This window comes from Flavobacterium aquiphilum (genome assembly GCF_027111335.1).
GTDB classification, from domain to species: Bacteria; Bacteroidota; Bacteroidia; order Flavobacteriales; family Flavobacteriaceae; genus Flavobacterium; species Flavobacterium aquiphilum.
The window spans coordinates 472,988-485,956 of sequence record NZ_CP114288.1; the positions used below are offsets into that span (position 1 = coordinate 472,988).

Here is a 12,969-nt window from a genome sequence, read left to right on the forward strand (position 1 = left end):
TACAACTTTATCAACAAAGTTATGTTAACAAGCAGTTAAAGTAAAGGAAAATGACATCAAAAATTAAAATAAAGCGATTACCTGAATCTAAATTATAAATTGATATATTGACTCAAAGAATAAATAAAACAGCCGTAAAAAGCATTTATTAAAGCCTATATTAATAAATTTTAACTATAAAATTTATATTATTAATTATAAAAATTAATAATATAAACTAATTATTAATATTATAAATTAAATTGCAACAAACTATTATTAATAAAAACTATTATTTAAAACATAATAATAATAAAAATAAATTTTAAATATAAAAAAGAGATCAATTTAATCAAAACTTAAAATAAAGCTACCTCATTAACTAAAATTTAAAAAACATAAATTGATATAAACAAATTAAAATTTTCTCTTAAAATTAATTTATGAAAGCCACTTTTAATCATCAAAAATTATAAATTTTAAATACTTAATCAATAATATATATAATAAAAAAGTGCTTTATAAAAAGCACTTTTAATTGATAAAAACTATAATTTAAATTTTTAGATTGAAGTAAGCACTTCTAAAACTTTTTCGTTTTTCTCTACATTCTTCAACTCTAAAATTTGACCTTCGAAAATTGGGCTATTAACTAAATCACTTTTAATATTCAATAATACAAAAACACGTGCTGCTGCCAACTGGCTTTTCAAAGACATATTGTATAATTTGTGTAAAACTTCAACATCAATATCATTCGTTTTTACCTTATCTGAAAAATGCAGAATCAAATTGGCAAACAATAAAGAGCTATTATCATTCTTCACATTTTTAACCAAAGTTTGACAAAGCAAACTAAAGTTATTGATCGATTTTATGTTATCAACAATAATATTTAAAAGTACCGAAGCTGCTTTATCATCTTTTTCTTTAACGTATTTATTAATTTCTTTTTGAGTATTTGTCAACAAATTAGCCTCTTTTTTATCCTTCTCCTCCCATGCATCTTTGAGTCCTACAGTTTTGTTAAATACTAATTTTGAACTAGTTGCATCTTTATCAACAACAAAATAACCCAAACGTTGAAATTGGAAATGTTCACCGATTTTAGCTTCAGATAAACTTGGCTCTACAAAACCTTTCACAATTTGTAACGAAGCTGAGTTCATAAAATCAAGGAAACTTTTCTCTTTATGGCTGTCCGGTGCTTCATCAATAAACAAACGATCATACAAACGAACTTCGGCTTCAACAGCAGTTTTCACCGCAACCCAATGCAAAGTCCCTGCCACTTTTCGTTGACTTGCCTCGCTCCCACTTCCGCTTCTTGAATCCGGATCGTAAGTAACTTTAATCTCAGTGATATTACCTTTTGAATCTTTGGTAACACTCTCTCCTTTAATAATATAACCATTTTTAAGACGCACTTCATTTCCAATACTTAAACGGAAAAACTTTGCCGGAGCCACTTCAAGGAAATCATCTCTTTCGATGTATAATTCACGGGAAAAAGGAACTTTTCTATAACCTGCCGATTCATCTTCTTGATTATTTTCGGCATCAAGCAGCTCCTCTACCCCTTCAGGATAATTGGTAATTACTACTTTAACAGGATCCAAAACCGCCATAACCCTTGGAGCCGTTTTGTTTAAATCCTCACGTAAACAAAAATCCAAAAGCGAAATATCAATAATATTTTCACGCTTCGCAACACCAATTACTTCGCAGAATTTACGAATAGAAGCTGCTGTATAACCACGTCTTCTTAAACCCGAAATAGTAGGCATTCTAGGATCATCCCAACCATTTACGATATTTTCCTGAACCAATTGCAAGAGCTTTCGCTTACTCATTACAGTATAGTTCAAGTTCAAACGAGCAAACTCATATTGATTCGGCTTTACTTGATTTTCATCATAGATTTGTTCCAAAAACCAATCATATAATTCGCGGTGCATCACAAATTCCAAAGTACAAATTGAATGTGAAATTTGCTCAATATAATCACTTTCACCATGCGCAAAATCATACATTGGATAAATATTCCATTCATTACCGGTTCTATGGTGATGACGGTGTAATATTCTGTACATCAAAGGATCACGCATCAACATATTTGAAGATGCCATATCAATTTTCGCTCTTAAAACATGGCTTCCTTCAGGATAATCGCCATTTTTCATTCCTTCAAAAAGAGCTAAATTTTCTTCAATAGAACGGTTTCTGTAAGGTCCATCAACGCCAGGTTGAGTTGGCGTTCCTTTTTGAGCAGCCATATCTTCAGATGATTGACTATCAACATAGGCTTTGCCTTTTTTAATTAACAAAATTGCCCAATCATACAACTGCTGAAAATAATCAGAAGCATATCGTTCCTCAGCCCAATTAAACCCTAACCATTGCAAATCTTCTTTAATAGCATCTACATATTCCTGTTCCTCTTTGGCCGGATTAGTATCATCAAATCGTAAATTTACAGGCGCATTGTATTTTAAACCCAAACCAAAATTAAGACAAATTGATTTAGCGTGTCCAATGTGTAAATACCCATTAGGTTCTGGTGGAAAACGAAAGCGTAATTTATTTTGTGGAAAACCGTTTGCTAAACTGTCTTCTATGATTTGTTCAATAAAATGAAGTGATTTCTCTTCTGATGCCATTTTTTAAAATTTTAGCAAAGATAAAAAATACAAGACAGATATTAGGAATTAAGATAATAGACTTTAAATTAAATTTATTCGTAATTTTGTCTAAATACTTAAAGTTATGAGACAGCTAACTGTTACAATACCGGATGATTTTTATGAAACTTTTATCAGTTTTTTTAAACATATTCCTGATGTTTCTATCGATGAAAATGGAGAAAATGAAGTTCCACTATGGCAACAAGAAATAGTTTTAGAACGTCTTAAAAATTCTAAGCCAGAAGATTATATTGATGCGAAAGAATCCTTAAATAAACTTAAAAAAAAATATGGATTATAAAGTGATAATCCAAAAAAGAGCTGAATTAGAAATTGAAGAAGCCATTTTTTATTATAATAATTTACAAAATAATTTAGGAAAAAGGTTTCTTTTAGATTATGAAAATCAACTAAATACATTAAATTCATTTCCTTTTTTTGAAATAAAATATAATGAGATAAGGGTATTACGTTTTAATAAATTCCCATATTCAATTCATTTCAGTATAGATGAAAACGAAAAAACAGTTTATATATTAGCTATAACTTCAAATTACCAAGATCCAAATATAACAAGAATAAAATTTTAAAAATGGGAACAATAAGATTAAAAAACATCCGAACTTTTTCCTATCACGGTTGTTTAATCGAAGAAGGAAAAATTGGGTCGGATTACAGTGTGGATTTGGAAATTAAAACCAATTTGAAACATTCTGCAGAGTCTGATAACCTAAATGATACCGTAGATTACGTTCATTTGAATAAAATTGTGGTTGAAGAAATGGCAATCCGTTCCAATTTACTTGAACATGTAGCCAAAAGAATTATCGATAGGGCCTTGGCAGAACTCGAAACTGTTTCAAAAATCAAAGTTGCAGTTTCAAAAATAAATCCTCCTATAGGCGGTGATGTTGAAGCCGTTACCATAGAAATGGAAGAAGAACGTTATTTCAATTTATAACTTTGTAATAAAAAATAGAAAAAAGTTAGCTCTAAACTTTTAAACTTTAAAATTTTGAGTTACTTTTGCCATCCGTTAAACAATGGCGTCGTGGCCGAGCGGCTAGGCTGGGCTCTGCAAAAGCTCCTACTCCGGTTCGAATCCGGACGATGCCTCAAAAACCTCTAAAACAATTTAGAGGTTTTTTTATGTTCTATTTTTAGAAAAAATAAGGTAAATTTAATGTTCTAATCCGGACGATTAAAAATATGTTTTTCCTCACAGACGTAGAGATGCACTGCAGTGCATCTCTACTACATATTGTTTTACACAAAATGTTTTATTATAAAATTTCATAAAAAAACCTCTGAAAATCAGAGGTTTTTTTATGAAATTTTAATTATTAACAAACTACTTTTCAATCTTTTCAAAAGCATTTTTTACCATTTGTTTTTCTTTGGGAAACCAACCTTGAAATATTAAGGCAAATCCAAAAATCATCAAAACAACACTGATTCCTCTTTTAATTTTATAAATATTGGTTGGGGTCATTTTATGTTTCAATTGTTTAGCCAAGACGATTTTTATACAATCAATAGATAAATAAGTTACAATTACAGAAACAAAAAAAGTCAATACCCTTGAGGTTTCCATTTCTAATTTTGGACCTACCGAAATAATTACAGCTAACCAAAAACCCAAAACTCCAATGTTTATTATATTTAAAAAGAAACCTTTGACAAGTAGTCCGAGGTAATTTTTTTTGATGATTTCATTATCGATTGTTTTTGTATTTACCCTCTTTTCTTTTTTGATTCCAAGAAAAGAAATAAAACCATATGCCATCATAATAAAACCTCCAAAAATGAACAAGGACGAATTATCATTTAAACTCGAAATCAATCTATAACTTCCTAAATAAGCAATTGTTATAAAAAAAACATCTCCTAAAACAACACCTAAATCAAAAACTAATGCAGCTCTAAATCCCTTAATTATACTTGTTTCAAGCAAAATAAAAAACACAGGGCCAATCATAAAACTCAAAAGGACTCCCCACGGAACCCCCATTAAAACATCGTTTATCATTAAAAAATAACTTTAAAAATTATTTATTATTTCTGAACTACAGTTCCACCCATAAGTGTTTCCTGTTTTAATTCCTTTGGTTTTCCATAAACAAAAATGGTACCTCCTGCTTTTACTTTGGCATCAACAAGTGTAGTCGCATGTACATCGGCACTTCCTCCTGCAGATATGCTTACGATTGTTTGGGAGGTTTCCAAATCTTTGCCTTTATAAGCACCTCCAGAATTAATGGAAACTGTTTGAGTGATAGCTTTACCTGTTACAGCAACAATCCCTCCTGAAAAAGCCTTAATTGCAGCTCTATCTACATCAACAGCTACAGTGATCTTGGCGCCTTCCTGTGTACTTAAATCCAAAGAAGTTTGTTTAAAAATATCGGCACAAGTTACAACGCTACCTTCATTAGCATCTATTGAATGGATTCTTTTGAAATATAAAGTTACTTTGGCCTCATTACCGGACATCATCTTTGTCAAAGGCATTCTTATTTTCAAAAGCCCATTTTTATTGACAATTTCTACTTTACTTTGCTCTGTCCCACTAATTTCAGCTTTATTTTCATTAGAAGCTATTAAAGTGACACTCAATTTATCAAACACTTTTAAATCATCAAAATCCCCAAGAGCTATAGTGGTTTGTGCAAAAGTGAATTGAGCAAGAAAAACAAATACAACCGAAATTATTGTTTTCATGTTTTAAAAAATTAATTGTTTAGAAAAAAATTATAAGCTACAAATTTCCAAGCTTTATACTAAAAACTCAGCAACTTAGTAACTATGAAAAAATTATTCATTTCTTCTTATAAAATTGAAATCCAATTGTTTTTTGACCAAATCGGCATTTTTTACAGTTACATAAATTTCATCGCCAAGTTGTAATAATCGATTGGAATTTGCACCGACCAAAGCATATTGTTTTTCGTCGAAAGTATAATAATCCTCTTTAATTTCGCGGGCCCTTACCATACCTTCACATTTATTTTCTACAATTTCAACATAAATTCCCCATTCGGTAACCCCGGAAATTACACCTAAAAATTCCTGATCATTATGATTTTGCATGTATTTTACCTGCATGTATTTTATAGAATCCCTCTCGGCATTGGTAGCCAAACCTTCCATAGTTGATGAATGCAAACATTTAGTTTCATACGTTTCTTCATCAACCGATTTTCCACCATCCAAATAGTACTGCAATAAACGGTGAACCATTACATCCGGATATCTACGAATAGGCGATGTAAAATGCGAATAATAATCAAAAGCCAATCCATAATGACCAATATTATCCGTAGAATATTTGGCTTTACTCATCGATCGGATGGCCAACGTATCAATTAGATTTTGCTCTTTTTTACCGTTTACTTCTTCCATCAAAGCGTTCAATGATTTCGAAATGTCGCCTTTATTTCTAAAATCTATTTTATAACCAAACTTAGAAATAACAGTTTGCATCGCTATTAATTTATCCTCATTTGGCTCATCGTGAATCCTATAAACAAATGTCTTCTTTTGTTTTCCAATGAATTCAGCCACTTTTCTATTCGCCAATAACATGAATTCTTCAATCAGATGGTTGGCGTCTTTAGCTATTTTAAAATAAACTCCTTCTGGTTCTCCTTCTTGATCCAAATTGAATTTTACTTCGACTTTGTCAAAAGAAATAGCACCTTCGTTCATTCTTCTTTTTCGGAAGATTTTGGCTAACTGATCCATTTTCAGCGTGGCTTCGACAATTTCGTCCGAAACAACATAGGAACTTCCGGTAATTGAAATTTCAACCGGTATAGTATTGTCTTTGGTTTCAATAATATACTGTGCTTCTTCATAAGCAAATCGTTGATCCGAAAAGATTACTGTTCTTCCAAACCATTGATTCACAACTTGACAATTTTCGGTAATTTCAAAAATAGCCGAGAATGTGTATTTCTCTTCCTGAGGACGTAACGAACAGGCAAAATTCGAAAGAACTTCAGGTAACATAGGCACTACCCTATCCACCAAATAAACAGATGTTGCTCTTTGATAGGCTTCATCATCAAGTATTGTTCCTTCTTCCAAATAATGCGAAACATCCGCAATATGAACTCCTATTTCGTAATTACCGTTTTCTAACTTTTTGAAAGACAATGCATCATCAAAATCCTTCGCATCTTTCGGGTCAATCGTAAAAGTCAGCGTATCACGCATATCGCGACGCTTGGCTATTTCACTTTCAGAGATCGAAGTATCAATTTTTTGAGCAAATGTCTCCACTTCTATCGGGAATTCGGCAGGTAAACCATATTCGGCTAAAATCGCATGAATTTCGGTATCGTGCTCACCGGGTTTTCCAAGGACTTTCACCACTTTTCCAAAAGGACTATCAGCTCTTGCAGGCCAATCTTCAATATGAACCAAAACTACATCTCCTTGTTCGGCCTCTCCTATTTTATCTTTTGGAATAAAAATATCGGTGTACATTTTCGGATTGGCAGTCGATACAAAAGAGAAATTCTTTTGAATATCAATAACTCCAACGAAATCAGTTTTATATCTTTCTACTATTTCAACTACTTCACCTTCTGCCCTTCTGCCGCTTCTTTTGTTATAAACATAAACTTTTACGGTATCTTTATCCAAAGCGTGATTCAAATTATTGCTCGGAATAAAGATATCTTCTTCGAATTCAGGACAAATGAAATACGCACTTTTACGACCGGTCATATCGATCGTTCCTTCGTAATAGTCTTTACTAATTGCCTTTATTAAATATTTTCCCGGTTCGGATTCTATAATTTTTTTGGATGCTGCCAAAATCTTTAAATCTTTTATGATTTGGTTGCGGCTTTGGGTGTCATCTACTTCTAATTTCGCGGCTATTTGCTTATAATTAAAGGATTTATTGGCACTTTTCGATAATATTTTTATAATTTTATCTGAGAAATCTTTACCTTTCTTTATCGGCTTTCTTAATTTTTTACCCATGTATCTTTTCTTAAAGGTTTAAAATTACAAAATAGTATTCACTATTCCGTGTTCTCGAAGCTTTTTAAACTAATAATATCTTTACTACATTTATAAAAAATTCAAAATGAAAGGCTTTAAAACGATAGCTATTTTTAATTTTCCGCATGAAATTGTGGTTCTCAGACATATTTTGGACCAGCAAGAAATTCATTATTTTTTCGAAAACGAAAACATTATCTCCATCGATCCATTGGCAGCCTTTGCCTACGGCGGAATCCAACTCAAAGTACACCCAAACGATTTTGAACAAGTTCAGGAAATCTTGGACAACTTGAATTCCAAACTTCGCATCGTTTAAAATTTTTCAAATCAATATTTTTTTGGGCGTGACCACAAGGGTCGGGCTGTACGTTCCCGCTTCCCGATGAAAAATCGGGAGAGCTCCACTGCCATCCCTCACGCAAATTCTGCAAAACAACAGCAGTAGCAGAAAAGAAAAAAACTTTTGAAGAAACAGAATCCTTTTTAAATTTTTTTGTTTTCAAATTTCAAAGTTGTCAACATATATTAAATACAACAAAAAAGAATTTTTAAAATTTTAAAAAAATTGATTGTTATTATAGCTTGTTAATATGTCAAATAAATTTTTTTTGAAAGTCCTTGAAATCTCGTTTTACTTATTTATACCGAGTTATTAACATAGTTATTTTTATATAAAATGCTTATTTATAAGATATTTTGTATTTTAATTAACAACCGTTGACAACTAAAAATGATTTGTTTTTGTAGATAAGTTGACATGTTGATAGTTGTTGAAAATCTAATTTTTGATATTGATAACTTTTCCAAAAATTCCTCAAACTTTATTTGGATTTTAAATATAGGTTTTGGATTACTTATTTTTTGTTTACAAATCCAAAAAACTTCTAAAAATCTATTTAAAGTTATAAACATTTTGTGTTAATTTAAAGTTATCTGAATATCAAGTATTTACGTTTTGGTATTAACACTACAAAAATTTAACATTAAAATTATATTCTGCCTATTGATTTGCAGACTATTATGTTTTTATGAAAATATTAATAACCTTAAAAAAATCTTATTATCAATAAGTTAAAGTAATAAGCTTTTGACTGTTCTTTTTTTGAGATTAATTGTTAGCTTTTATAAAATGTGAATAACTAACAATTAATCAGAAATCACTATTTTCTAATCACTTTTTTATGGTTTATATCTAAAATAGATTGGTTAAATTTGCAGTGCAAAAAAATCTAATACAAAAAAAATGAAAATTTCGATAGGGAACGACCACGCCGGACCAGATTATAAAAAAGCCATAGTCCAATATTTAGAATCAAAAGGACATCAGGTAACCAATTACGGAACCGACACAGATGCATCTGTAGATTACCCTGATTTTGGGCATCCTGTTGCAAATGATGTTTCTGAAGGAAAAGCAGATTTTGGAATCGTGATTTGTGGTTCAGGAAACGGTATCGCCATGACAGTAAACAAGCATCCAAAAGTGAGAGCAGGTTTATGTTGGATTAAAGAAATTGCTTATTTGACCCGTTTGCATAACGATGCTAACATTGTTAGTATTCCAGCCCGTTATACTTCTATCCAACAGGCAATTGAGATTGTTGATACTTTTTTGAATACCGAATTTGAAGGAGGAAGACACCAAAACAGAGTTGATAAAATAAGCTGCTAAAATATTTTGGAACATCATCACAATCACGAGCATCATCATCACCATCATGTAGAAGGTAAGAATTTGTTGTTTTCGATTGTTCTGAATATTGTAATTACGGTTGCACAAGTTATTGGCGGAATTCTTTCGGGAAGTTTGGCTTTATTATCGGATGCCTTGCATAATTTTTCCGATGTATTGTCTTTGGTATTCAGTTTTATAGCCCATAAATTATCCCGAAAAAAAGCCTCAAACGACCAAACTTTTGGTTATAAAAGAGCCGAATTGATTGCGGCTTTTGTCAATGCAATGACCTTAATCATTGTAGCTATTTTTTTGGTTTATGAAGCGATAGAACGATTTTTCAATCCGCAACCCATTAAATTTGGATTGGTAATTTGGATGTCAATCCTTGGAATTGCCATGAATGGTTTGTCGGTACTGTTATTAAAAAATGATGCAGACAAAAACCTGAACATGAAATCGGCTTATCTGCATTTGTTTTCGGATATGCTTGCTTCAGTTGCGGTTTTAATTGGAGGTTTCTTGATGAAATATTTCCAATGGTTTTGGATTGATAGTGTATTAACATTAGTAATTGCCATTTATTTAATAATCGTTGGAATTGATTTGCTAAAAGAATCCACTCAAATGCTGATGCTTTTTACGCCAAGTCATCTCGACATTGATGAAATTATCAGCGAAGTGCATAAAATTCCGGGAGCGGATAAATTACACCATATTCATCTTTGGTATCTTAACGAAGAAGAATTACACCTCGAAGCGCATTTGGATTGTTCTGAAGACATAAAAATGTCTGAATTCAATGTTCTTTTGGGTAAAGTAGAAAAGGTTTTATTTGAAAAGTTCCATATCAACCACATCAATATTCAACCCGAGTATAAAAAAGAAGAAGATTCCAAGGATTTTATAGTTCAGGATTGATATTTAAAAAAAATCGCTGTGCTTCGCACCAAAATAATTTTAAAGCTCGGTTAATTTCACCGGGTTTTTTTTCTACTGTCCAAATTCCCAATTATTTTAATAAACCACTATGGTCTAAAAGTTCATAGTTTTAACTTGGCAGACTTTTAGTCTGCAAGGTCTGATTCCGAAAAATGATTTTTTTAGAAGCTAAAAGCGAAATATACTTTAGTGTATAGTTTTAACTATTTTTAGAACCAATAAAACCAAAACCAAGCAATCAAAATTTGAGTAGAAACGATTCCAAAATATTTACATAAATAGGATATTTTCGAAGTTTTATGTCTAAAAATAAGCATTGATAAACCAGAACCAACAGTTCCTCCCAGAAAAACAAAACCCAAAAGAGATCGCTCCGGAATTCGCAATTTTTGTGTCTTTGCCAAATGTTTGTCATAAGCTATTTGAAAAAAGGCCATTACATTTAAAATCAAAAAATAGTAGAATAAAATTTTCATTTAACTAAAATTAAGTTTCAAAGATATTATTTTAGCTGTCCAAAAAATAAAAAAATGACCAACATACAATTCATCTCCAAGTCTGTTCAAGCCACAGCAATCAATATTCAAAATACGGTTCAATTATTACAGGAAGACTGCACGATTCCCTTTATTTCCCGTTACCGAAAAGATAAAACAGGAAATTTGGATGAAACGGTTATTGAACAAATTGCCAAACTACAAAAGGAATATGAAACGATTGTAAAACGAAAAGAAGCGATTTTAAAATCGATTGAAGAGCAAAACGCACTTTCATCGGATTTAAAATCAAAAATAGATCAATCCTTCGACTTACAGGAATTGGAGGATTTTTATCTGCCTTATAAAAAGAAAAAACGCACTAAGGCCGATGTTGCCAGAGAGAATGGATTAGAACCTTTGGCTAAGATTATTATGAACCAAGGGAAAGACGATGTTGATTTCTTGGCGACACAATATTTGAATGAAAATGTAATCAATGAAGAATCGGCTTTGCAGGGAGCTCGAGACATTATTGCAGAATGGATTAATGAAAATATTTACGTTAGAAAACAATTGAGAAGATTGTTTGAACGTAAATCAACCATCACCACAAAAGTGGTTAAGGCGAAAAAAGAGGAGGAAGGCGCACAGAAATTCAATCAGTATTTTGATTGGTCAGAACCTTTGACCAAAGCACCGTCGCATCGTTTATTGGCTATTTTGAGAGCCGAAAATGAAGGTTTTATTAAGTTCAAAGTAGATGTCGAATTGGATGATGCTTATGATATTATTGATGAATTAATCATTAAAGGTGAAAACAGCACGACGCCACATATTCAACTGGCAATTGAAGACAGTTACAAACGCTTGCTGAATCCGGCGATTTCGAATGAAACATTGCAGGAAGCCAAAGCCAAAGCTGATGCCAATTCGATTCAGGTATTTGCTAATAATTTAGGGCAATTGTTGCTGGCGCCACCATTGGGCGAGAAACGAATTTTGGCGATTGACCCAGGATTCCGTTCGGGCTGTAAAGTAGTTTGTTTGGACGAAAAAGGGGATTTGTTGTACAACGAAACTATTTATCCGCACGCACCGCAGAACGAAACGGCTATGGCGATGAAAAAGATAAAATCGATGGTCAATGCTTATAATATCGACGCCATTTCCATCGGAAATGGAACCGCTTCTAGAGAAACGGAATTTTTTATCAAAAAAATTGCTTTCGACAAGCCAGTTCAGGTTTTTATCGTTTCAGAGGCAGGAGCTTCTGTGTATTCGGCTTCGAAAATAGCGAGAGAAGAATTTCCTAATTATGATGTGACGGTTCGAGGATCGGTTTCTATTGGAAGAAGATTGTCGGATCCGTTGGCAGAATTGGTGAAAATCGACCCAAAAGCCATTGGAGTAGGGCAGTACCAGCACGATGTTGATCAAACCAAACTTAAGGAAGAACTTGACAATACGGTGATTCGTTGCGTGAACTCTGTGGGGATAAATATCAACACGGCGAGTAAGCATTTGTTGGGTTACGTGAGTGGAATAGGAGAGAAGTTGGCAGAGAATATAGTACAATATCGTTCGGAAAACGGTCCTTTTACTGATAGAAAACAATTGAAAAAAGTGCCTCGTTTGGGCGATAAAGCCTATCAACAAGGAGTGGCCTTTATCCGAATTTCGAACGCTAAAAATCCTTTGGACAATTCGGCCGTGCATCCGGAAGCTTATGCAATTGTTGAAAAAATGGCAAAAGACTTAAAATTATCGGTAAACGATTTGATTGCCAATAAAGAGAAAACCGCCTTAATCAAACCCGAAAAATACATTACGCCTGAAATAGGTTTATTAACTTTAAAAGATATCATCAAAGAGCTTGAAAAACCGGGATTAGACCCAAGAAAATCGGCCAAAATTTTTGAATTCGATCCAAACGTAAAATCAATAAAAGACTTGAAAACAGGAATGATTTTACCGGGAATTGTCAACAATATTACCAATTTCGGTTGTTTTGTCGATTTAGGCATCAAAGAAAGCGGATTGGTCCATATTTCCCAACTGAAAGCCGGTTTTGTAAGCGATGTGAATGAAGTGGTAAAACTACACCAGCACGTGGAGGTAAAAGTTACTGAGGTGGATGAGGATAGAAAACGTATTCAGTTGAGTATGGTTCTTTAATAATTATACAATTGAC

Annotated in this window: 12 protein-coding genes and 1 tRNA gene; 8 read left to right on the forward strand and 5 right to left on the reverse strand. The window is 32.4% G+C overall.

Going from position 1 to position 12,969, the window contains the following annotated elements:
• Window positions 1-542: 542 nt before the first annotated feature.
• Entirely contained in the window at window positions 543-2,639 is a 2,097-nt protein-coding gene (locus tag OZP12_RS01830) for a glutamine--tRNA ligase/YqeY domain fusion protein (RefSeq protein WP_281227356.1), read from the reverse strand.
• A 106-nt stretch (window positions 2,640-2,745) separates the two neighbouring features.
• On the opposite strand from OZP12_RS01830, the gene OZP12_RS01835 reads away from it, so the two are divergent.
• The 4 genes from OZP12_RS01835 (at window position 2,746) to OZP12_RS01850 (ending at window position 3,779) form a co-directional block, all read left to right on the forward strand.
• Entirely contained in the window at window positions 2,746-2,964 is a 219-nt protein-coding gene (locus OZP12_RS01835; RefSeq protein ID WP_281227357.1) for a hypothetical protein, read from the forward strand.
• Window positions 2,954-3,253: a type II toxin-antitoxin system RelE/ParE family toxin gene (locus OZP12_RS01840; protein WP_281227358.1), complete on the forward strand. Its 300-nt coding sequence runs from the start codon at window positions 2,954-2,956 to the stop codon at window positions 3,251-3,253. The genes OZP12_RS01835 and OZP12_RS01840 overlap by 11 nt, the downstream gene beginning before the upstream one ends.
• Before the next feature lie 2 nt (window positions 3,254-3,255).
• Window positions 3,256-3,624 carry a dihydroneopterin aldolase gene (folB, locus tag OZP12_RS01845; protein WP_281227359.1) on the forward strand — a complete coding sequence of 123 codons (369 nt, stop codon included), beginning with the start codon at window positions 3,256-3,258 and terminating at the stop codon, window positions 3,622-3,624.
• An 84-nt stretch (window positions 3,625-3,708) separates the two neighbouring features.
• A tRNA-Cys gene (locus tag OZP12_RS01850) sits at window positions 3,709-3,779 on the forward strand.
• Between the two features lie 235 nt (window positions 3,780-4,014).
• Here the strand turns inward: OZP12_RS01850 and OZP12_RS01855 are convergent.
• The 3 genes from OZP12_RS01855 to rnr all read right to left on the reverse strand — a co-directional run bounded on the left by OZP12_RS01855 (window position 4,015) and on the right by rnr (window position 7,658).
• Window positions 4,015-4,692, reverse strand: a complete 678-nt coding sequence (locus tag OZP12_RS01855) for a LysE family translocator (protein WP_281227360.1) — start codon at window positions 4,690-4,692, stop codon at window positions 4,015-4,017.
• 26 nt (window positions 4,693-4,718) lie between these two features.
• Window positions 4,719-5,384 (reverse strand): head GIN domain-containing protein, encoded by a 666-nt coding sequence (locus tag OZP12_RS01860; RefSeq protein ID WP_281227361.1) that lies wholly within the window; start codon window positions 5,382-5,384, stop codon window positions 4,719-4,721.
• A 93-nt stretch (window positions 5,385-5,477) separates the two neighbouring features.
• Entirely contained in the window at window positions 5,478-7,658 is a 2,181-nt protein-coding gene (gene rnr / locus OZP12_RS01865; protein ID WP_281227362.1) for a ribonuclease R, read from the reverse strand.
• Window positions 7,659-7,764: 106 nt separating this feature from the next.
• Between rnr and OZP12_RS01870 the strand changes: the two genes are divergently transcribed.
• The 3 genes from OZP12_RS01870 to OZP12_RS01880 all read left to right on the forward strand — a co-directional run bounded on the left by OZP12_RS01870 (window position 7,765) and on the right by OZP12_RS01880 (window position 10,278).
• Window positions 7,765-7,998, forward strand: a complete 234-nt coding sequence (locus OZP12_RS01870; RefSeq protein WP_281227363.1) for a DUF2007 domain-containing protein — start codon at window positions 7,765-7,767, stop codon at window positions 7,996-7,998.
• 927 nt (window positions 7,999-8,925) lie between these two features.
• Window positions 8,926-9,354, forward strand: a complete 429-nt coding sequence (rpiB, locus tag OZP12_RS01875) for a ribose 5-phosphate isomerase B (protein ID WP_281227364.1) — start codon at window positions 8,926-8,928, stop codon at window positions 9,352-9,354.
• A 6-nt stretch (window positions 9,355-9,360) separates the two neighbouring features.
• A complete protein-coding gene (locus OZP12_RS01880; protein WP_281227365.1) occupies window positions 9,361-10,278 on the forward strand; it encodes a cation diffusion facilitator family transporter in 918 nt (305 codons plus the stop codon).
• A gap of 230 nt (window positions 10,279-10,508) precedes the next feature.
• Here the strand turns inward: OZP12_RS01880 and OZP12_RS01885 are convergent, their stop codons facing one another.
• Entirely contained in the window at window positions 10,509-10,775 is a 267-nt protein-coding gene (locus OZP12_RS01885) for a DUF1294 domain-containing protein (RefSeq protein ID WP_281227366.1), read from the reverse strand.
• Between the two features lie 54 nt (window positions 10,776-10,829).
• Between OZP12_RS01885 and OZP12_RS01890 the strand changes: the two genes are divergently transcribed.
• Window positions 10,830-12,953, forward strand: coding sequence for a Tex family protein (locus tag OZP12_RS01890; protein WP_281227367.1), 2,124 nt, complete (start codon window positions 10,830-10,832; stop codon window positions 12,951-12,953).
• The last annotated feature ends 16 nt before the right edge of the window (window positions 12,954-12,969 follow it).